The 21,353-nt window shown below is 71.3% G+C and carries 17 protein-coding genes and 1 pseudogene; 12 read left to right on the top strand and 6 right to left on the bottom strand.

The features are described 5' to 3' along the window. Positions 1-70: 70 nt before the first annotated feature. The 6 genes and pseudogenes from E3N83_RS02160 (at position 71) to E3N83_RS02130 (ending at position 6,035) form a co-directional block, all read left to right on the top strand. Complete coding sequence (locus E3N83_RS02160) at positions 71-664, top strand: transposase (protein WP_151081765.1); 594 nt, start codon at positions 71-73, stop codon at positions 662-664. After that, positions 661-1,182 (top strand): hypothetical protein, encoded by a 522-nt coding sequence (locus E3N83_RS19890; protein ID WP_191907912.1) that lies wholly within the window; start codon positions 661-663, stop codon positions 1,180-1,182. Before E3N83_RS02160 ends, E3N83_RS19890 begins: the two co-directional genes overlap by 4 nt. 170 nt (positions 1,183-1,352) lie before the next feature. Next, positions 1,353-3,348: pseudogene (locus E3N83_RS20290) on the top strand (PTS mannitol transporter subunit IICBA). 43 nt (positions 3,349-3,391) lie between these two features. Continuing rightward, positions 3,392-4,450 (top strand): zinc-dependent dehydrogenase, encoded by a 1,059-nt coding sequence (locus E3N83_RS02140; RefSeq protein ID WP_151081763.1) that lies wholly within the window; start codon positions 3,392-3,394, stop codon positions 4,448-4,450. Positions 4,451-4,879: 429 nt separating this feature from the next. Continuing rightward, on the top strand, positions 4,880-5,362 hold the full coding sequence (locus E3N83_RS02135; RefSeq protein WP_151081762.1) for an RNA polymerase sigma factor: 483 nt from the start codon (positions 4,880-4,882) through the stop codon (positions 5,360-5,362). Continuing rightward, entirely contained in the window at positions 5,355-6,035 is a 681-nt protein-coding gene (locus E3N83_RS02130; protein WP_151081761.1) for a hypothetical protein, read from the top strand. Before E3N83_RS02135 ends, E3N83_RS02130 begins: the two co-directional genes overlap by 8 nt. Positions 6,036-6,050: 15 nt before the next feature. Here the strand turns inward: E3N83_RS02130 and E3N83_RS02125 are convergent, their stop codons facing one another. Then, positions 6,051-6,728, bottom strand: coding sequence for an NUDIX hydrolase (locus tag E3N83_RS02125; RefSeq protein ID WP_151081760.1), 678 nt, complete (start codon positions 6,726-6,728; stop codon positions 6,051-6,053). A gap of 94 nt (positions 6,729-6,822) precedes the next feature. Between E3N83_RS02125 and E3N83_RS02120 the strand changes: the two genes are divergently transcribed. Both E3N83_RS02120 and E3N83_RS02115 read left to right on the top strand, forming a co-directional pair. Beyond that, positions 6,823-7,827 carry an SPFH domain-containing protein gene (locus E3N83_RS02120; RefSeq protein ID WP_151081759.1) on the top strand — a complete coding sequence of 335 codons (1,005 nt, stop codon included), beginning with the start codon at positions 6,823-6,825 and terminating at the stop codon, positions 7,825-7,827. Beyond that, complete coding sequence (locus tag E3N83_RS02115) at positions 7,824-8,699, top strand: hypothetical protein (protein WP_151081758.1); 876 nt, start codon at positions 7,824-7,826, stop codon at positions 8,697-8,699. Before E3N83_RS02120 ends, E3N83_RS02115 begins: the two co-directional genes overlap by 4 nt. Before the next feature lie 4 nt (positions 8,700-8,703). Here E3N83_RS02115 and E3N83_RS02110 read toward each other — a convergent pair whose 3' ends face one another. The 4 genes from E3N83_RS02110 to E3N83_RS02095 all read right to left on the bottom strand — a co-directional run bounded on the left by E3N83_RS02110 (position 8,704) and on the right by E3N83_RS02095 (position 13,375). Then, a complete protein-coding gene (locus tag E3N83_RS02110; RefSeq protein WP_191907909.1) occupies positions 8,704-10,041 on the bottom strand; it encodes a M16 family metallopeptidase in 1,338 nt (445 codons plus the stop codon). Positions 10,042-10,046: 5 nt separating this feature from the next. Beyond that, complete coding sequence (locus E3N83_RS02105) at positions 10,047-12,311, bottom strand: polyribonucleotide nucleotidyltransferase (RefSeq protein ID WP_151081756.1); 2,265 nt, start codon at positions 12,309-12,311, stop codon at positions 10,047-10,049. A 293-nt stretch (positions 12,312-12,604) separates the two neighbouring features. After that, positions 12,605-12,880 (bottom strand): 30S ribosomal protein S15, encoded by a 276-nt coding sequence (gene rpsO, locus E3N83_RS02100; RefSeq protein WP_151081755.1) that lies wholly within the window; start codon positions 12,878-12,880, stop codon positions 12,605-12,607. A 237-nt stretch (positions 12,881-13,117) separates the two neighbouring features. Continuing rightward, positions 13,118-13,375 carry a DUF6458 family protein gene (locus E3N83_RS02095; RefSeq protein WP_151081754.1) on the bottom strand — a complete coding sequence of 86 codons (258 nt, stop codon included), beginning with the start codon at positions 13,373-13,375 and terminating at the stop codon, positions 13,118-13,120. A gap of 145 nt (positions 13,376-13,520) precedes the next feature. Here E3N83_RS02095 and E3N83_RS02090 point away from each other — a divergent pair, with 145 nt between their 5' ends. After that, positions 13,521-15,710: a molybdopterin-dependent oxidoreductase gene (locus E3N83_RS02090; protein WP_238343029.1), complete on the top strand. Its 2,190-nt coding sequence runs from the start codon at positions 13,521-13,523 to the stop codon at positions 15,708-15,710. A gap of 38 nt (positions 15,711-15,748) precedes the next feature. Here E3N83_RS02090 and ptsP read toward each other — a convergent pair whose 3' ends face one another. Next, positions 15,749-17,428 (bottom strand): phosphoenolpyruvate--protein phosphotransferase, encoded by a 1,680-nt coding sequence (ptsP, locus tag E3N83_RS02085; RefSeq protein WP_151081753.1) that lies wholly within the window; start codon positions 17,426-17,428, stop codon positions 15,749-15,751. 88 nt (positions 17,429-17,516) lie between these two features. Here ptsP and E3N83_RS02080 point away from each other — a divergent pair, with 88 nt between their 5' ends. From E3N83_RS02080 to E3N83_RS02070, 3 genes are read left to right on the top strand one after another with little or no spacing between them, the layout of a single operon-like run. Continuing rightward, positions 17,517-18,284, top strand: coding sequence for a DeoR/GlpR family DNA-binding transcription regulator (locus E3N83_RS02080; RefSeq protein WP_151081752.1), 768 nt, complete (start codon positions 17,517-17,519; stop codon positions 18,282-18,284). A gap of 13 nt (positions 18,285-18,297) precedes the next feature. Beyond that, on the top strand, positions 18,298-19,266 hold the full coding sequence (locus tag E3N83_RS02075) for a 1-phosphofructokinase family hexose kinase (protein ID WP_151081751.1): 969 nt from the start codon (positions 18,298-18,300) through the stop codon (positions 19,264-19,266). 5 nt (positions 19,267-19,271) lie between these two features. After that, positions 19,272-21,329: a PTS fructose transporter subunit IIABC gene (locus E3N83_RS02070; protein WP_151081750.1), complete on the top strand. Its 2,058-nt coding sequence runs from the start codon at positions 19,272-19,274 to the stop codon at positions 21,327-21,329. Positions 21,330-21,353 lie beyond the last annotated feature (24 nt).

Genomic DNA, 21,353 nt, shown 5'->3' with positions numbered 1-21,353 from the left:
TTAGTCCCTGATATTGACTGTATATTAGGGTATTCTCTAATATCGAGGATCTCACGCTGACAGGAGCCACATGGACGTCGTGGTGCTCACCGTCGACCAGGACGAGAGCCGGACCGGTCTCGACCAGGTGCCGACGGCGCTCGACGCCCTCCGTGCCGTGCCCTGCCTGCGACCCTTCGAGCGCACCGTGGGTGACGAGCTCCAGGGCCTCCTCGACGACCCCGCGGCCCTGCCGGCGGCCCTCGAGCCCCTGCTCCGCTCCGGCGGCTGGAACATCGGCATCGGGCTCGGCCCGGTCGAGACCCCCCTGCCCGACCAGGCCCGCGCCGGCCGCGGTGAGGCCTATCTCGCCGCTCGCGAGGCCGTGACGGCTGCCAAGTCGAGCCCGTGGCGGCTGCGGGTGAACGGCGCCTCTCCGGCGACCCGTGCGCTCGAGTCGGCGATCTGGCTGTGGGCCGCGCTGCTGGCCCGTCGTACCGAGCGCGGCTGGCAGGTCTCCGACCTCGTCGACGAGGGCCTCACCTACGACCAGGCCGCGACCCGGCTGGGCATCACCCAGTCGGCGGTGAGCCAGCGGGCCGCTGCTGCCGGCATCGCCGAGGGCCGCCGGGCTCGCGAGCTGGTGGAGTTCCTGACCGGCACCGCACTGGAGGGACCACGATGACCGGCACGGGCTGGCTGGAGCTGGTCGCGGTGGGCGCGGCCGCCGCGATCGCGACGACGGGCCTGGTCACCGGGCGCGCGGGACGGGCGTACGCCGTGGCAGTCACGTCGCTGCTCGGACTGGCCCTGGGCCTGGTCTGGTTCGGGGAGCTCCCGGCTGCCGACTCGGCACCGCGCGTCGTGCTGCTGCTCGCGGGGGTGCTCGCGGTGACCGGCGGCGGACTGGTCACCACGCAGGTCTTCGCACTGGTCGACCGGGACGCCCGGACCGTCCGCGCCGGCGAGGTGCTGCGCGGCGGCGCCTGGATCGGCGCCCTGGAACGGCTTGCGGTGTTCGCGGCGCTCGTCGCCGGCTGGGGCCCGGGCCTGGCGATCGTGCTCGCGGTCAAGGGCCTCGGGCGCTATCCCGAGCTGCGCAACCAGGAGGACACCGGCGCGGCCGAGCGGTTCATCATCGGGACTTTCACCAGCGTGCTGTGGGCGGTCGCCTGCGCCGGACTGGCCACGCTCGCGCGCTGAGCCCATCGGGCCCGACCCTGGGCGCCCGCACTGATGCCCGGTTGCGTGGTTTTGCGCGCCCAAAACGCCTGCTTCACTCTTGACGACCACACATACGGGCAGATATACAGAGAAACACAGATGTGACTGGCGCCACAGAGGCGACGCAGCTGCTCGAAAGGACGGAAACCATGGCTTTGCCTGACGCATTGGCCAACAAGAACGTGGCGGGGGGAGGGGGACGCGCGCGGGTCCAGCGTTTCGGGGGCTATCTGGCCGGCATGATCATGCCGAACATCTCGGCCTTCATCGCGTGGGGCCTGATCACCAGCCTCTTCCTCGTGCCCGAGGGCGGCGCCGCCGCCTGCCATGCCTCTCACTCCGGCTGCGGTTGGCTTCCCAACAACAGCCTCTCGGAGATGATCGGCCCGATGATCACCTACCTGCTGCCGCTGCTGATCGGCTACACGGGTGGCCGGATGGTGCACGGCCAGCGCGGTGCCGTGGTCGGTGCGATCGCCACGATGGGCGTCATCGTGGGCTCGGACGTGCCGATGTTCCTCGGTGCCATGATCATCGGTCCCCTTGCCGGCTACCTGATCAAGGTCGTCGACAACGCGATCCAGGAGAAGGTCGCCAGCGGCTTCGAGATGCTGGTCGACAACTTCTCGGCCGGCATCATCGGCCTGGTGATGGCCGTCGTCGGCAAGCTCGTCATCGGTCCCCCGGTCGACCACCTGGTCAACTGGGCCGGCGACGGCGTCAACTGGCTCGTCAACCACCACGTGCTGCCGCTCGCGTCGCTGATCGTGGAGCCCGCCAAGGTGCTCTTCCTCAACAACGCGATCAACCACGGTGTCTTCACACCGCTGGGCTCGCAGCAGGTGCTCGACCACGGCAAGTCGATCCTGTTCATGGTCGAGTCCAACCCCGGCCCCGGCGCCGGTCTGCTGCTGGCGTACTTCTTCTTCGGTCCCAAGGCGCTGCGTCCCAGCGTCCCCGGCGCGCTGATCATCCAGTTCCTGGGTGGCATCCACGAGATCTACTTCCCGTACGTGCTGATGAAGCCCCAGCTGATCCTGGCCACGATCGCCGGCGGCATGTCCGGCCTGGCGGTCGGCAACGCGCTGCACGCCGGTCTGGTCGGCCCGCCCGCACCCGGATCGATCTTCGCCTACATCGCGGAGACTCCACGAGGGTTCGGCAACTGGGTGGCGGTCTACTCCGATGTGGTCGTCGCCGCGGGCGTGTCGTTCATCGTCGCGGCAGCCCTGATGGGCTTCGGACGAGCGGCACGAAACGAGACGGCGCACCTGCCGGAGGAGGAAGTGCTGGTGGGCAGCTAGGCCCACCGCGTCCTCGACCCCCGTCGGGCCGGGTGCCACGATGGAGTGGCACCCGGCCCGCACACCCCGACGAGAGGAAGTTCCATGCCGCAGGTCAACGGCTCAGACGTCAAGAAGGTGATCATCGCCTGCGACGCCGGAATGGGCAGCAGCGTGATGGTCGCCAGCACCATGAAGAAGAAGCTCAAGAAGTACGACGTCGAGGTCGTCCACTCGCCGGTCAACAACATCCCCGCCGACGCCCAGGTCGTGCTGTGTCATGCCGGCCTCGCCGATCGCGCCAAGATGGTCAGCCCCAACGCTGTCGTCATCCCGTTCCAGATCTTCATGGGCGACCCGGCGTTCGCGAAGGTCGAGAACGCGATCAAGGACGGCGGCACCCTTGAGTCCTGAGGCCGCCGGCAACGACGTGCTCAGTGCCGAGGCCGTGCGCCTCGGCCTGAGCGCCACCGACAAGGAGGACGCACTGCGCCAGTGCGGTGCCGTGCTCGTCGAGATCGGTGCGGCCGGACCGGCGTACGCCGACGCCATCCTCGAGCGCGAGCAGTCCGTGTCGACCTACATGGGCGAAGGCTTCGCCATCCCCCACGGCACCGATGCCAGCCGGGAGCACATCAACCGGGCGGCGCTGGCGTTCCTCCAGTTCCCGGACGGGGTCGACTGGAACGGCAAGCAGTGCTTCGTGTGCATCGCGATCGCCAGCAAGAGCGACGAGCACATCGGCATCCTGCAGTCCCTGGCGATGGTGCTCACCGACAAGGAGTCCGCGCAGCGGCTGCGCGAGACCACCAATGTCGACGAGGTGCTCACCCTGCTGACCGCCGAGGACGACGACGACTGACCGCCCCACCCCCCACCGCGACACCCGACGAGAGGCATCACCCATGAAGGCCCTGCGGTTCTACGCGCCCGAGGACGTACGACTCGAGGACGTGCCCGAGCCCGAGTGCGGACCCGACGAGATCAAGCTCCGGGTGCGCAACTGCTCCACCTGCGGCACGGACGTGAAGATCTTCTACAACGGCCACCAGAACCTCACCCCGCCCCGGACGATCGGGCACGAGATCGCCGGCGAGGTGGTCGAGGTCGGCGCGGAGGTCAACACGACGTACGGCAGCGAGTGGCAGGTCGGCGACCGTGCGCAGGTGATCGCGGCCGTGCCGTGCGGTGAGTGCTACGAGTGCCGGAAGGGCTGGATGGCGGTCTGTCAGAACCAGACCTCGGTCGGCTACCAGTACGACGGCGGCTTCGCCGAGTACATGATCGTGCCGCACCAGGTGCTCAAGGTGGACGGGCTCAACAAGATCCCCGACAACGTGGGGTACGACGAGGCCTCCGCCGCCGAGCCGTTCGCCTGCGCGATCAACGCCCAGGAGCTGCTCGGCATCGAGCCGGGTGACACCGTCGTGGTGTTCGGCGCCGGCCCGATCGGCTGCATGCACATCCGGATCGCCCGTGGCGTGCACGAGGCGGGCCCGGTCTACCTCGTCGACGTCAACGCCGAGCGACTGAAGATGTCGGCCGACGCCGTCCAGCCCGAGGAGACCATCGACGGCTCCCAGGAGGACGTCGTTGCCCGGGTGATGGAGCTGACCGGCGGCCGCGGGGCGGACGTCGTGATCACCGCGACGGCAGCCAACGTCACCCAGGAGCAGGCGATCGCGATGGCCGCGCGCAACGGCCGGATCTCGTTCTTCGGTGGGCTGCCCAAGACCGACCCCACCATCACCTGCGACTCCAACCTCGTGCACTATCGCCAGCTCCACATCCACGGCGCGAACGGCTCGGCACCCGAGCACAACAAGCGGGCCTTGCAGTACATCTCCACCGGCCAGGTGCCGGTCAAGGACCTGATCACCCGCCACATCCCGCTCGACGACGTGCTCTCCGCCTTCGAGATCGTCAAGAAGGGTGAGGCGATCAAGGTCACCGTCGAGCCGTGACCGACGAAGGAGGTCACGGCGTGGCGACGGGGAGGTCGAGCAAGCCCCGCGGCTGAGCCCGCGAAGCCGCGACGGGCGAGTCGAGACCCGCGGACCCGTCGTGACCGACGAAGGAGGTCACGGCGTGGCGACGGGGAGGTCGAGCAAGCCCCGCGGCTGAGCCCGCGAAGCCGCGACGGGCGAGTCGAGACCCGCGGACCCGCCGTGACCGACCAAGGAGGTCACGGCGTGGCGACGGGGAGGTCGAGCAAGCCCCGCGGCTGAGCCCGCGAAGCCGCGACGGGCGAGTCGAGACCCGCGGACCCGTCGTGACCGACCAAGGAGGTCACGGCGTGGCGACGCGGAGACCGGTCGGCGCCCCGACTAAACCGAAACCACCTCCCGTGGCGTAGAACGGGTATGGAGACCTTGATCTCCGGAGGGCGGGACATGACCGAGCGTGGGACCCCTGGGGACTTCGCACGTTGGGTCGAGCCCCACCTGACGGTCCTGACCCGGTACGCCGCCCGCCAGGTGGCGGCCGCGGACCGCGACGACGTGGTGCAGGAGGCCCTGATCCGCGCCTGGCAACGCTGGGCGACGTACGACGCCTCGCGTGGCACACCGGTCGCCTGGCTGCTCGGCATCACCGCCGACCGGTGCCGGCGCTACCGCACCCGCCAGCCGGCGGGGATGGTGGTCGAGCTGGTGGACCAGGGCGCCGCTCCGACGGCGAGTCACGACCTCGACCTCTCCCGAGCCGTCGAGGGGCTCAGCCGCCGCCAGCGCCAGGCCGTCGACCTGCACTACTTCGTCGGGCTGGACGTGGCGACCACCGCCGAGGTGATGGGCTGTGCGCCCGGCACCGTCAAGGCGACCCTGCACCAGGCCCGGGCACGGTTGCGAGAGCTGTTGGGAGACGACGATGACTGACCTCATGGACGAGCGGATCCAGGCCGCGGCACGACGCTGGCAGGCCGAGCTGCCGCCACCGCCCGCGGTTCCCCTCGAGCGGCTCGGCGAGCGGCTGCCCGGCCGTCGGTTGCCCTGGCGCCCGCTCACGACTGCCGCCGCTGCCGTGCTCGTGGTCGCCGGCGGAGCCTCGATGATCGCCCGGGTCGCGGACTCGTCCTCGCCGCACCCGGCCACCGGGCCGTCGACCTCCGGCACCCTCACCGGCCACCAGGTCGTGCCGTGGCGCGCCCTTCCCGCCGGGCACCCCGACGTGCGCCACCGGGTCGGTGGCGAGGTCGTGACGCCGTACGACCGGCTGTCGGCGACCGGCCACATCTCGGGCCACGCCCACCCGGGTGACACCGTGCTCTTCACGGCCGTCCTCGAGTCCTCGACGACCATCCCGCTGAGTCCGTGCCCGGACTTCACGATCGCCTTCGGGACGACCGCACGCACCTGGCGGCTCAACTGCGCGCAGGTGCCCTTCCACGACGGACAGGGCCGACCCGTCCTGCCGGCCTTCACGAACGTCAGGTTCGCGATGCAGGTGACGGTCCCCGACGAGCCTGGCCGGCAGAAGGTGCTGTGGACCCTGGACGGCCCCCAGCGGCTGCCCGGTTTCTACGGTCTGGTCGACGTCCAACGTCCCTGAGGCGACACGGACGGTTCAGTCGCCACGGAGCAGAGGTGGGTGCAACACCTCGACCGTCCCCCGTCGGTACAGCCGGGCGGGACGACCGCCGTCGCGGTTCGTCCGCTCCCCCGTGTCCGCGAGGAAGCCGGACGAGCCGGTCACCTTCCGGTGGAAGTTGCGCGGGTCCAGCTCGCGTCCCCAGACCGCCTCGTAGACCCGGCGCAGCTCCCCGACCGTGAACTCCTCAGGACAGAACGCTGTGCCGAGCGGTGTGTACTCCAGCTTCGAGCGCGCCCGTTCGACGCCGTCGGTGAGGATCGCCAGATGGTCGAACGCCAGTCGGTCGCCGCGCGCCAGGGCGACGTCGACCGGGACCCATTCGGCGTGGGCGGCGTCCGACCCGGCGATCGGTGCGGGCAGGTCGGGCGCCAATGCCAGATGGGCGACGGTGACCACGCGCCCCCGCGGGTCGCGGCCCGGGGCGCCGTAGGTCCTCAGCTGCTCGAGGTGCACGTCGCCCAGCGCCAGTCCGGTCTCCTCCTCGAGCTCGCGGGCGGCCGCGGCGGAGAGATCCTCCCGCTCCTCGAGGAAGCCCCCGGGGAGGGCCCAGCGTCCCCGGTACGGCGGGATCCCACGTCGCACGAGCAGCACGTGCAGCAGCTGGTCCCGGATGGTCAGGATGACCAGGTCGACCGTCACGGAGATCTCCATGGCGCTGAGCGTAGCCGTTAATCGTCGACTTGACGAGAAAGACTTCTTCGCGTTATCGTCATAACGACGATTACCTCTGGAGGAGACGATTCACATGGCCGACATCACCCGCTACCCGTTCACCCGCCACCTGCGCGGCACCGCCACCGTCCACGTGCAGCACGTGCGCAACGGCAGGGTGCGCCACGCGGGCACCGGTCTGTCGTTCTGGTTCCGCCCGCTCAGCGCGGTCCTCTCCGAGGTCCCGGTGGCCGACCGCGAGCTGCCGATGCTCTTCCACGCCCGCACCTCCGACTTCCAGGACGTCACGGTGCAGGCCACGGTCACCTACCGGATCGCCGATCCCGACCTGGCTTCCAGCCGGATCGACTTCTCCGTCGACCCCGACACCGGCGCCTGGCGGACGATGCCGCTGGAGCAGGTCGCCGGGCTGCTCACCGAGATCGTCCAGCAGCAGTCGATCGCCCTGCTGGCGGCCGTGCCGCTCACCTCCGCGCTCGTCACCGGCGTCGACGCCCTGCTCACCACGGTCGGCTCCGCCATCGGCAGTGACGCGCGGCTCGCCGAGACCGGCATCAGCGTCGTCGCACTACGGGTCGTGGCGATCCGGCCCGAGCCCGACGTGGAGAAGGCCCTGCGCACGCCCGCCCGGGAGCAGGTGCAGCAGGAGGCCGACCGCGCCACCTATGAGCGGCGTGCGGTGGCCGTCGAGCGGGAGCGCGCGATCAGCGAGAACGAGCTGCAGAGCAGGATCGAGCTGGCGCGGCGCGAGGAGCAGCTGGTCACCCAGCGCGGCGCCAACGCCCGGCGCGAGGCCGAGGAGGAGGCGGCCGCCGGCCAGATCGGCGCCGAGGCACTGGCGCGGCGTACCCTCACCCTCGCCGAGGGCGAGGCATCTGCGACCAGAACCCGCGGTGAGGCCGAGGCAGCGGCCGAGTCGGCCCACCTCGCCGCCCTGCGGGACCTGCCCGACCAGGTGCTGTGGACCGAGGCGTTGCGTGAGCTCTCGGGCCGGCTGCCCGACATCGACAGCCTGGTGCTCACCCCCGACCTGCTCGCTCCCCTGCTCGCCAGGCTCGGCTCGAGCTCGGCGTCATGAGCATCGCGCCCCGGGTGGTGGTGGTCCACCGGGCCACCGAGCTCGACGAGCTCCTGGCCCGGCACGGCACCCGCGGCCAGGTCGAGTTCTTCCTGCGCAGCCGGGGCCGTGACCTGGCCGAGGTCGAGGCCCGGCACAGCTCCCTGCAGCAGGCGCTGTCGACGATCACGGCCGCGGTCCCGGTGGACTGGCGGCAGGGACGCGTCGAGCGCGCCGATCTCGATCGCTTCCTGTTCGGCCCCGAGGACGTCGTCGTGGTGGTGGGGCAGGACGGTCTGGTCGCCAACGTCGCGAAGTACCTCGACGACCAGCCGGTGATCGGCATCGACACCGATCCGGCGCGCAACCCGGGCGTGCTCGTGCGCCACCGGCCGGAGGCCGTGGGTGACCTGTTGCGCTCCGCCGGACCGCAGGACCTGCTGACGATGGTCGAGGCGGCCTCCGACGACGGCCAGCGGCTGCGGGCCCTCAACGAGGTGTTCGTGGGGCCGGCGTCGCACCAGACGGCCCGCTACACCCTCGAGGCCGAGGGTCGCCGGGAGGCACAGGCCTCGTCGGGGCTGGTGGTGGCCACGGGGACCGGCGCGACGGGGTGGTGCCGGTCGCTGTGGCTCGAGCACCACAGCCGGCTCGCGCTCCCCGGCCCCACCGACCCCGGGCTGGCGTGGTTCGTGCGCGAGGCCTGGCCCTCCCCCGCCACCGGCACGACGTACACCGAGGGGCTGCTGGAGGCCGCGGGCCTCGCGCTCCGCGTGGAGTCGGAGCGGATGGTCGTCTTCGGGGACGGCATCGAGACCGACCGGCTCGAGCTGACCTGGGGCCAGAGCCTGACCGTGACCCGCTCGGAGCACCACCTGCACCTGGTGGCGTGAGCGCCTACCTCGGTCCGACGACCGCGAGGATCTCCGGCTGGGTGAACAGGGTCGTCGCCAGCGCGTGCACGTCGTCCAGGGTGACGGCCTCGACCCGCGCCAGCACCTCGTCGATGCTCAGCAGGTCATCGTCCACGAGCTCGGACTTGCCCAGCCGGCTCATCCGGGACGCGGAGTCCTCGAGCCCGAGCACCAGACCGCCCTTGAGCTGCCCCTTGCCGCGGGCCAGCTCGTCGGCGGTGATGCCCGCGTCGGCGACCTTGGCGAGCTCGGCGCGGACCACCTCGAGCACCTGCTCGAGCTTGGCCGGCAGGCAGCCGACCGAGACCCCGACCAGCCCGGCGTCGATGTGCTGGCTGGCGAAGGAGAAGACGGAGTAGGCCAGGCCGCGCTTCTCGCGGACCTCCTGGAACAGCCGGCTGGACGTGCCGCCACCGAGGGCGGCGTTCAGCACGCCGAGCGCGAAGCGCCGGTCGTCGGAGCGGGTGATCCCGTTCACGCCGAGCACGACGTTGACCTGCTCGAACTGCCGGGTCGCCTCGACGACCCCGGAGCCGACGCGGCGTGCCTTCGCGACCTGGCGGGCGGCGACCGGGCTGGCGGTGCCGGCCAGGAAGTCGTTGCGGGCGAACGCGCGGCGTACCAGCCGGACGACCTTGGTGTGGTCGACGTTGCCGGCGACCGCGACCACCATCCGCTCGGGGCGGTAGTGACGACGGTAGAACCGCAGGACCTGGTCGCGGGTCATCGCCTCGATCGAGGCCGCGGTGCCGGCGATCGGTCGGCCCAGGGGCGAGTCGCCCCAGGCCTGGGCGGAGAAGAGGTTGTGCGCGACGTCGTCGGGGTCGTCGTCGTGCATGGCGATCTCGTCGAGGATCACCTCGCGCTCGGCGTCGACGTCGTCCTCGGTGATCGTCGAGGACGTGATCATGTCGCCGAGCACGTCGACCGCCAGCGGGAGGTCCTCGTCGAGGACCCGCGCGTGGAAGCAGGTGTACTCCTTGGCGGTGAAGGCGTTGAACTCACCCCCGACCGCGTCGAGCGCGATCGAGATCTCGAGCGCGGAGCGCTCGGGGGTGCCCTTGAAGAGCAGGTGCTCGAGGAAGTGCGAGCAGCCGTGCAGGGCCGGCGTCTCGTCGCGCGAGCCGACCCCGACCCAGACCCCGATGGTGGCCGAGCGCTGCCCGGGCACCTGCTCGGTGATGATCCGCAGGCCGCTGGGCAGCACCGTCCGGCGGACGACGCCGTCGTCACCCTTCAGCAGGGTCCGCGTCGATCCGTTGGCCTGGGAAACCGACGACCGGCCGGCAGCAGGCTGCCGGCCGGTCGTCGCAGGGACCACGTGGGTCACTCGGCGTCCGCGGCCTCGACGACGGGCTCGTCGGCGCTGTCGTCGGACTCGTCACCGGCCGCCGCGGAGTCCTCGACGACGGGGATCAGCGAAAGCTTCCCGCGGTCGTCGATCTCACCGATCTCGACCTGGATCTTCTGGCCGACCGAGACGACGTCGTCGACGTTCTCGACCCGCTTGCCACCCACCAGGGCACGGAGCTTGGTGATGTGGAGCAGACCGTCCTTGCCCGGGAGCAGGGAGACGAACGCCCCGAAGTTGGTCGTCTTCACGACCGTGCCGAGGTAGCGCTCGCCGACCTCGGGCATGGTCGGGTTGGCGATCGCGTTGACCGCGTTGCGGGCGGCCTCGGCCGCCTCGCCGTTGGTCGCCCCGATGTAGACCGTTCCGTCGTCCTCGATGGACAGCGTCGCGCCCGTGTCGTCCTGGATCTGGTTGATCACCTTGCCCTTGGGCCCGATCACCTCGCCGATCTTGTCGATCGGCACCTTGATGCTGATGATCCGCGGAGCGTGGACCGACATCTCCTCGGGTGCGTCGATGGCCTCGCCCATCACCTCGAGGATGGTCAGGCGCGCGTCGCGGGCCTGGGTCAGCGCGGCGGCCAGGACCTCGGCGGGGATGCCGTCGAGCTTGGTGTCGAGCTGGAGCGCGGTGACGAACTGCTTGGTGCCGGCGACCTTGAAGTCCATGTCGCCGAAGGCGTCCTCGGCGCCGAGGATGTCGGTCAGCGCGACGTACTGCGTCTCGCCGTCGACCTCACCGGAGATCAGGCCCATCGCGATGCCCGCGACCGCTGCGCGCAGCGGCACGCCGGCCTGGAGCAGCGACATCGTGGAGGCACAGACCGAGCCCATCGAGGTGGAGCCGTTGGAGCCCATCGCCTCGGAGAGCTGACGGATCGCGTAGGGGAACTCCTCACGCGTCGGGAGCACCGGCAGGAGTGCCCGACGAGCGAGCGCACCGTGGCCGACCTCGCGGCGCTTGGGCGAGCCCACCCGACCGGTCTCACCGGTGGAGAACGGCGGGAAGACGTACTTGTGCATGTAGCGGCGGTGCTTCTCCGGGGACAGCGTGTCGAGCTGCTGCTCCAGCTTGAGCATGTTCAGGGTGGTGACGCCCAGGATCTGGGTCTCGCCACGCTCGAACAACGCCGAGCCGTGCACGCGGGGCAGGATCGCGACCTCCGCGTGGAGCGGGCGGATGTCGGCAAGGCCGCGCCCGTCGATGCGGATCTTGTCGCGCAGCACGCGCTCGCGGACGACCTGCTTGTTGACCGAGCGGAACGCCGCGCCGATCTCCTTCTCACGACCCTCGAACTGAGGGGCGACCTTCTCCAGGACGCTCTGCTTGAGCTCGTCGACGCGCTGCTCGCGCTCCTGCTTGTCGGCGATCGTCATCGCGGAGACCAGGTCGGCCTTGCTGGCCGACTCGACGGCCTCGAAGACGTCGTCCTCGTAGTCGAGGAAGACCGGGAACTCCTGGATCGGCTTGGAGGCCTGCTTGGCGAGCTCGCTCTGCGCCTCGCACAGCTGCTTGATGAAGGGCTTGGCGGCGTCGAGGCCGCCGGCGACGATCTCCTCGGTGGGCGCCTGGGTGCCGGACTGGACGAGGTCCCACGTCTGCTCGGTGGCCTCGGCCTCGACCATCATGATCGCAACGTCACCGGTCTCGGTCACGCGGCCGGCCACGACCATGTCGAAGACGGCACCCTCGAGCTGGCTGTGGCTCGGGAAGGCGACCCACTGACCCTCGATCAGGGCGACGCGGACGCCGCCGACCGGGCCGGAGAACGGCAGGCCGGAGATCTGGGTCGACAGCGACGCCGCGTTGATCGCGAGCACGTCGTAGGGCTGGTCGGGGTCGAGCGCGAGCACGGTGATCACGACCTGGACCTCGTTGCGCAGACCCTTCTTGAAGGTCGGGCGCAGCGGGCGGTCGATCAGCCGGCAGGTGAGGATCGCGTCCTCGCCGGGGCGACCCTCGCTCCGGAAGAAGGAGCCGGGGATCTGGCCCACGGCGTACATCCGCTCCTCGACGTCGATCGTCAAGGGGAAGAAGTCGAACTGCTCCTTGGGGTGCTTACCGGCCGTGGTGGCCGACAGCAGCATGGTCTCGTCGTCGAGGTACGCCGTGACGGACCCGGCGGCCTGACGGGCCAGCAGGCCGGTCTCGAACTTGATCGTGCGCTGGCCGAACTTGCCGTTGTCGAGAACGGTCTCGACCGCCGAAATGATCGGGTTTTCAGATGATGCTGACATGGACAGGTTCCCTGTCCCTCTCTCTTCGCGGAGCGACCCCGCGAACGTCCCGCTGCTCGAAGACCTCGAGCCAGTGTCTGTGCCGGTCTTCGATCGAGGCCCGCGGATCGGAGTCGATCTCGAGAGCCACTACCGAGGACCGAGCCGACGTGGGCGGGTCGCTCCTGGTTTCTGATGTGTTCAGTTGTGATCGACCCTAGCGGCCAACTGCTGGCCACCCACGTCGCCGGATCTGCCGGCGGGCCGGACGTGAAAGGAGCGGCCGCCCCGCGAGGGTCAGCCGCTCCGCGACGTCAACGGCGCAGGCCGAGACGCTCGATGATCGAGCGGTAACGCTCGATGTCGGTCTTGTTGAGGTAGTTCAGCAGCCGGCGGCGCTGGCCGACCAGCAGCAGCAGGCCACGACGCGTGTGGTGGTCGTGCTTGTGCGTCTTGAGGTGCTCGGTCAGGTGCGCGATCCGGTGGCTGAGCAGCGCGATCTGCACCTCGGGGGAGCCGGTGTCGCCCTCGGCAACGGCGTAGTCGGCGATGATCTTCTTCTTGGTGTCGGCGTCGGTACCGATCGACATGCGAGCTCCTTCTCCGCCCCGGTGGGCGCTGATCGTTGCGCGGCGCGACAGGCCGGAACGCCTGAGGCTCTCTGGATCCGCGGCCGTTTCACGGCAACCGCAGAAGGCTATCAGCGGGCCGGTACGCCGCCCAAAACGGCAGGCGGCCCGAACGGAGCGTGCGCCAGGGGGCAGAGCGAGGGGCGGGCCCCCTTGCGGGAGCCCGCCCCTGGCGGTCGTGCTGTGCTCTGGTGCGACTCAGACCGCGGGCGGGGGGTCCTGCCTGCTGGCCTGCTCCGTGGTCGTCTGCGACCCGTCGGGGTGGGTGGTCGTGGCCACGGTGCGGGCGGTCCGCGAGCGGCTCATGGTCAGCGCGGTCAGCGCGATCACCAGGACCCCGGCCAGGACGAGGATCCAGCCGACCATCCTGAGGTCCACGGCGCTGATGGCGTCCTGCACCGCGTAGACCAGGATCAGGCCGACGGCCAGGAGGAACACTCCGAGTCCGTATCCCATGGGGAACATCCCTTCGATTCGCCGCCCGGGACGGGCGGGTCGCGGGCACGCTAACGGCTCGTCCGCAGCCCGGTCAGACCCTTGAGGGTGAGGTCGTCGCGGCCGTCCCTGTCGCCGTACGGCGTGATGGGGGAGACTCGACGGCGTGCCCCCCGATCTCCGGATGCCCACCCTTCCGAGCAGTCTTCGGCTGGCGGAGGACCCGGTGCCGCCGGGCTTCACCGGCACCCGGCTGACAGCGTGCAACCTGTGCGAGGCGATCTGCGGCCTCGAGCTCACCCTCGAGGACGGTCGGGTCACCGGCATCCGCGGCAACCCCGACGACCCTCTCTCGCGCGGCTACATCTGCCCCAAGGGAGTCGCGCTGGCCGACGTGTACGACGACCCCGACCGGCTCCGCCGTCCGATCCGGCGGGTGGGCGACGAGTGGGTCGAGATCTCGTGGGACGAGGCGCTGGACCGGGTGGCGGACGCGCTGGCGAGCACACTCGACACCCACGGTCGCAACTCCGTCGGCGTCTACCTCGGCAACCCCAACGCCCACGCGCTCGGCTCGGCGACCCACGCGCTGCCGTTCGTCAAGTCGCTGGGCACCCGCAACCGCTTCAGCGCCTCGTCGGTCGACCAGATCCCGCACCAGCTGGTCGCCTGGCAGCTCTTCGGCCACCAGCTGCTGCTGCCGGTGCCGGACCTGGACCGCACTTCGTACTTCCTGGTCTTCGGCGCCAACCCGATGGCGTCCAACGGCTCCCTGATGACCAGCCCCGACTTCCCGCACCGGGCCCGGGCGATCAAGGACCGCGGCGGGCAGATCGTGGTCTTCGACCCGCGTCGCACCGAGACGGCCAAGATCGCCACCGAGCACCACTTCGTGCGCCCGGGCTCCGATGTGGTCGTGCTGCTGGCGATGGTGCGCACGCTGTTCTCCGACGACCTGGCCGACCCGCCGTCGTACGTCGACCACGTCGACCGGGTGCGGGCTCTGGTCGACCCGTTCACCCCCGAGCTCGCCGAGCAGGTCAGCGGGGTCTCGGCGACCGACCTGGTCCGGATCACCCACGAGTTCGTGGCGGCCCGCGGCGCCGCGGCCTACGGCCGGCTCGGCGTCTCCACCACCGGGTTCGGATCGGTGAGCCAGTGGGCCATCAACTGCCTCAACCTGCTGGGCGGCCACTTCGACCGGCCCGGCGGGGTGCTGTTCCCCGAGCCCGCCGTCGACGTCGTCGGTCGGCGGTTCATCGGTCCCGGCCACTACGACCTCTACCGCAGCCGGGTACGCGGACTCCCGGAGTACGGCGGAGAGCTGCCGGCGGCGTGCATGCGCGAGGAGATCGAGACCCCGGGCGAGGGCCGGATCCGGGCCTTCGTCAGCATCGCCGGCAACCCGGTGCTCTCGACCCCCGACGGCCGGCGGCTCGGGGAGGCCTTCGACTCGCTGGACTTCATGGCCGCGATCGACATCTACCTCAACGAGACCACCCGGCACGCCGACGTGATCCTGCCGCCGACCACGACCCTGGAGCGCGACCACTACGACCTGGTCTTCCACGGCCTGGCGGTGCGCAACACGGCACGCTTCAGCTCCGCGGTGTTCGCCAAGCCCGACGACGCCATGCACGACTGGGAGATCTACCGTGAGCTGGCCGCCCGGATCGCCGCGCGGCGGCCGCGCACACCGGGCCTGGCGGGTCGCCGCGCGCGGCTCACCCGACGGCTGCGCCTCGCCACCAGCCCGACCCGGCAGCTCGCCGTGCTGCTGCGGACCGGCCGCCGGGTCTCGCTGAGCCGGCTGCGGCGCCATCCCGAGGGCGTCGACCTCGGCCCGCTGCGACCGACCATGCCGGGCCGGCTCCAGACGGCCGAGCACCGCATCGACCTCGCCCCGGCGCTGCTGGTCGGCGACCTCGACCGGCTCCAGCGCTGGCTGGACGACCGCCCCGACGACGCCCTGGTGCTGATCGGCCGCCGACACAAGCAGGACAACAACTCGTGGTTCCACAACTCCACCCGGCTGACCCGGGGCCGGGCGCGGCACCAGCTCCTGATGCACCCGCAGGACCTGACCGAGCGTGGCATCGACGACGGCGCGCTGGTCACGGTCACCTCGCGGGTCGGCTCGGTCGACGTCGAGGTCGCGGCGAGCGACGACATGATGCCGGGCGTCGTGTCGCTCCCCCACGGCTACGGTCACCAGGTCGACGGCACCCGGCTGCGCAACGCCACCAAGGTCGCCGGCGTCTCGATCAACGACCTGACCGACCCCGAGCTGCTGGACCTCTCGGGCAACGCCGCCCTGAACGGCGTACCCGTCACCGTGGCGGCCGCTCCGGCCTGACCGCCCCCCGGGCTCGCGGCCTGCCCTCCTCGCTCCGCTCAGGCGTCCAGCACGGCCCGGACGGCGGCGCGGGCCGCCATCGGGTCCTTGGCGGCCAGCGCAGCCTCGGCGGCGTCCTCGAGGTGGTCCATGCTGGCGGCCGCGAGCCGGGCCCCGACCGGACGCACCGCAGCCGAGGCCATCGACAGCGACGTGATGCCCATCCCGACCAGGACGCACGCCAGCAGCGGGTCCGCGGCCGCCTCGCCGCACACGCCCACCGGCTTGCCGGCCTGCTTGCCGGCCTCGGCGGTGATCGCGATCAGCTGGAGCACGGCGGGCTGCCACGCGTCGGTGAGGTGGGCCAGGTCGGTGGCCATCCGGTCGGCGGCCATCGTGTACTGCGTCAGGTCGTTGGTGCCGATCGAGAGGAAGTCGACCACCTCCAGCATCCGGTGCGCCAGCAACGCCGCCGACGGCACCTCCACCATCACGCCGGGCTTGAGCCCCCGACTGCGCACGGCCTCGCCGAACTCGGCCGCCTCGGCGACGGTGGCCACCATCGGGGCCATCACCCAGGTCTCGGTGCCGGTCGCCTCGGCGGCCGCCGCGATGCCGTCGAGCTGGCGCACGAGGAGGTCGGGGTTGTCGAAGGAGAGGCGCAGGCCGCGCACGCCGAGGGCGGGGTTCTCCTCGCCCTCGTGGGTCGCGAAGGCCACCGGCTTGTCGGACCCGGCGTCGAGGGTGCGGACGACGACGTAGCGGCCCTTGAACGGCGCCAGCACCTCGCCGTAGATCTGTGCCTGCTCCTCGGCCGACGGCTCCTCCGTGCGGTTCAGGAAGCACAGCTCGGTGCGGAACAGGCCCACGCCCTCGACCGGACCGTCCGCCGCTCCTCGGGCGGACTCGCCGTCGGCGACGTTGGCCAGGATCTTGATCCTGGTGCCGTCGGCGGTCTCGCCCGGGCCGCTCCAGGTGGCCAGCGCGGCGCGCTGCTCGCGGTCCGCCTCGACCTGGCGCCGCGCCTGGTCGGGGTCCGGTGCGGTCTCGATGGACCCGGTGGTGCCGTCGACCAGGAGCGGCGTACCGGTCGCGATGTCGGTGACCCCGGGGGCGCCGACCACGCACGGGATCGCGAGCTGGCGGGCGATGATCGCGGTGTGGCTGGTCGGCCCGCCCCGCTCGGTGACCAGGGCGAGCACGACCCGCGGGTCGAGGGTGGCGGTGTCGGACGGCGCGAGGTCCGCGGCGAGCAGGACGACCGGGTCCTCCGGCATCTGGACGCCGGGCTCCGGCTCGCCGACCAGGTGGGCGACGACCCGACGCTCGATGTCGCGCAGGTCGGTGACCCGCTCGGCCATCAGGCCGCCCATCTGCGTGAACACCGCGGTGAACTGCTCCACAGCGGCGTGAACGGAGGTCAGGAGGTCCTCGCCGCTGCGCAGGTGCTTGCGGACCGCCGAGCGCAGCCCCTTGTCGCGGCTCAGGCCGGCGCTGGCCGTGAGCACCTCGGCCGCCGCGCCCGAGGCCTTGTCGGCACGGCGGGTGAAGCCGGTGGCGACGGCGTCGGCAGCCTCGTCGTACGCCGTGAGGGCGGCGTCCTCGTCGAGGGCGGCACCGTCGAAGCGCGCGATCGCCTCGGGCGAGACCTCGCCCCGGACGACCAGGGCCGGGCCGTAGGCGACTCCGGGGACGACCGGGGTGCCGTGCAGGGAGCCGGTGGACGACTGGTCGCTCATGGCGACACGCTACTCCTGACCCCCCTTGACAAGTCAACACGTTCGGGCGTAAAACCACACAGACACAGATGTGAGGAGCTTGCTGCCCATGTACGCCGAGGAACGCCAGCAGGCGATCGCGCGTCTGGTCACCGAGCGCGGGCGGATGTCGGTCAACCAGCTGGCCCGAGAGTACGCCGTCACCACCGAGACCGTGCGCCGGGACCTGTCGAGCCTGGAGCGGATCGGGCTGGTCCGCCGGGTGCACGGCGGCGTCGTACCCCCCAGCTCCCTGTCGCTGATCGAGTCCGGCATCCGCGAGCGCGACCAGGTCAACACCGAGCGCAAGGAGCGGATCGCCCGGGCGGCGGTCGCCCAGCTGCCACCGAGCGGCGGCACGGTCCTGATCGACGCCGGCTCCACCACCGCTCGCCTGGCCACCCTGCTGCCCTCCGACCACGCGCTGACGGTCTTCACCCACGCCGTGCCGATCGCGTCCCGGCTGGCCGGGCTGCGTCAGATCGACCTCCGGCTGCTGCCCGGCCGGGTCCGGCGTACCACCCAGGCAGCCGTGGGCGCCGACACCGTCTCCTTCCTCAGCGACCTGCGCGTGGACGTCTCCTTCATCGGCACCAACGGCCTGACCGCCGAGCACGGCCTGACCACGCCGGATGCCGACGAGGCGGCCGTCAAGCGAGCCCTGGTGGCGAGCGGGAGCCGGGTCGTGGTGCTCGCCGACTCCTCCAAGTTCGGCATCGAGACCGCCGTCCGCTTCGCCTCGGCGGCCGAGGTCGACGTCCTGGTCACCGACGACGAGGTGTCGTCGGCCGACCGCCGCGCGCTGGCCCGAGCCGGCATGGAGATCGTCGTCGCATGAACGGGGAGCGCTCATGATCGTCACCCTCACCGCCAACCCGAGCCACGACCGCACGGTGAACCTGTCCGGACCCCTCGAGCGCGGCACCGTCCAGCGTGCGGAGTCGGTGATCTCCCAGGCCGGAGGGAAGGGCGTGAACATCTCTCGAGCCTGCGTCGCCGCCGACATCCCGTCCATCGCCGTGCTCCCCGCCACCAAGGAGGACCCCTTCGTCCTCGAGCTCCTCGCGGCCGGGATCGACTGCCGCCCGGTGCCCCACGAGGGCGACCTGCGCGTGAACATCACGATCACCGAGCCCGACGGCACCACCACCAAGCTGAACAGCCCCGGACCCCAGGCCACGACCCGGCTGCTCGACGAGCTCACCGAGGCACTGGTCCGGCGCGCAGGGAGCGCGGACTGGATCGTCCTGGCCGGATCGCTCCCCCCGGGTGCGCCGCCCGAGTGGTACGCCGAGCTGGTCGCCGCGCTGCGAGGTGCCGGGGCACGGGTCGCGGTCGACACCAGCGACGCACCGCTCAAGGCGCTGGTCGACGCCCTCTCGGCGGACGCCGCCAGCGCACCCCACCTGATGAAGCCCAACGGCGAGGAGCTGGCGTCGTTCACCGGCGCCGACGCCGACCGTCTCGAGTCGGATCCGGCGGCCGCCGGGCGCGCAGCTCTGGCGCTGATCGAGCATGGAGTGGAGAGTGTGCTGGTGACCCTCGGTCCGCACGGCGCCGTACTCGTCGACAAGGACGCGGCCTGGCACGCCACGCCCCCGCCGACCACGGTCGTCAGCACGGTCGGGGCGGGCGACTCCAGCCTGTTCGGCTACCTCCTCGGGGACGTCACCGGACGCAGCCCCGACCAACGACTCGCGCTCGCAGTCGCCTACGGCAGCGCCGCCGCCGGCCTCCCGGGTACGACGATCCCCCACCCCCGGCAGGTCCGACCCGAGCTCGTGACGGTCACCCGCCTCCCCCTCACCACCGGAAGGTGACCCCCATGTCCGACCTGATCACCGCCGACCTGATCCGGCTCGACGCCGATCTCGGGTCGGAGAAGCACGACGTCATCCGCGCCCTGGCCCGCATCGTCGGGGAGGCCGGCCGCGCCGACGACCCCGACCAGCTGGCCGAGGACGCGATCACCCGCGAGGGCACCGCTCCCACCGGGCTGCCCGGAGGCATCGCGATCCCCCACTGCCGCACCGCCGGCGTCGCCGAGCCGACGCTCGCCTTCGCGAGGCTCCAGCCGAGGGTCGAGTTCGGTGCGAAGGACGGCCCCGCAGACCTGGCGTTCCTGATCGCCGCCCCGGCAGGCGGCGACGCGACCCACCTGCAGCTGCTCACCAAGCTGGCCCGGTCGCTGGTCAAGCGCGACTTCGTCGACAGCCTGCGCGGCGCCTCGTCCGCCCAGGAGGTCGTCGACCTGGTGATGGCCGCGGTCGGCGACCAGCCGGCCGCCGCGGTCGCGCCCGGCGCCGCCGCCGGCCCGGCCCCCTCCGGCGGGCGCTCGCTGGTAGCGGTCACCGCCTGCCCGACCGGGATCGCCCACACCTACATGGCCGCCGAGGCCCTCGAGGCCGCGGCCGCACGCGCCGGGGTCCCGATCTCGGTCGAGACCCAGGGCTCCGCCGGCTCGAAGCCGCTCGCGCCGGCCACCATCGCGGCCGCGTCCGCGGTGATCTTCGCCGTCGACGTCGGGGTCCGCGACCGCGGCCGCTTCGCCGGCAAGCCGGTGGTGTCCTCGGGGGTCAAGCGGCCGATCGACGACGGTGACGCCATGATCGCCGAGGCCCTGCGCTACGCCGACGACCCGAACGCCCCGCGAGTGGAGGGCTCGGCCGCGTCCGGCTCCACGCAGACCGGAGCAGCCGAGACGTGGGGCGGGCGCACCCGCCGGGTGCTGATGACCGGCGTGTCCTACATGATCCCCTTCGTCGCCGCCGGCGGCCTCCTGATCGCCCTCGGGTTCCTCTTCGGTGGCGACGAGATCGTCAACAGCTACGGCAAGATCGCCGTGGACAACACGTTCCTCAACCTGCCGGACCCCACGGCTCTCGCGCTGCCGCACGCGTTGTTCCACTCCGGCTTCTTCGCCTACCTGGGCGCGCTCTTCTTCATCTTCGGCAAGACGGCGTTCATGTTCTTCGTGCCGGCCCTGGCGGGCTACATCGCCTATGCGATCGCCGACCGGCCAGGCATCGCCCCGGGCTTCATCATGGGCGGTCTGGCCACGAACATCTTCGCGGTCACCGACGGCGCCACCGCCAACCCCACCAGCCTGCCGGCGACCGGCTTCCTGGGCGCCATCGTCGGCGGCGTGCTCGCCGGCCTGGTCGCGCACTGGATCGCGAGCTGGACGGTGCCGGCCTGGGCCAGGGGTCTGATGCCGGTCCTGGTCATCCCGTTGCTGACCACCATCATCGTCGGACTCGTGATGATCGTGGTGCTGGGCAAGCCCATCGGCAAGCTGATCGACTCGCTCAACAGCGGCCTGACCAACATGAGCGGCTCCAACGCGGTCCTGCTCGGGGTCGTGCTCGGACTGATGATGGCCTTCGACATGGGTGGTCCGCTCAACAAGGTGGCCTACAGCTTCGCCGCCGCCGGCGTCGGCGCGGCCGCCTCGGCTGCGGCCGACGACCCGCGCCTGCAGATCATGGCCGCGGTCATGCTCGCCGGCATGGTGCCGCCGATCGCCCTGGCCCTGGCCACGGTGGTCCGACCTGCGCTGTTCTCCCTCCCGGAGAGAGAGAACGGCAAGGCCGGCTGGGCTCTCGGGGCGTCGTTCATCACCGAGGGCGCCATCCCGTTCGCGGCCGCCGACCCGCTGCGGGTGATCCCGTCGATCATGCTGGGCAGCGCCGTCACCGGGGCGCTCTCGGAGGCCCTGAACGTCAGCGTGCGGGCACCGCACGGTGGCATCTTCGTGCTGTTCGCCGTGCACAACATCGCCGGGTACTTCATCGCCCTGATCGCCGGCGTGCTCGTCGGTGCCGCCGCCGTGATCGCTGCCAAGACGGTGTGGCCGGTCAACACCGACGTCGCTACCGTCTGACCACGTCCCGCCCACTCGAAGGAG

The sequence above is a fragment of the Nocardioides cynanchi genome, assembly GCF_008761635.1.
In the GTDB taxonomy this organism is placed as follows: Bacteria; Actinomycetota; Actinomycetes; order Propionibacteriales; family Nocardioidaceae; genus Nocardioides; species Nocardioides cynanchi.
The sequence above is the reverse complement of the archived record's forward strand: the minus strand, read 5'-3'. Positions and strand labels throughout refer to the sequence as shown.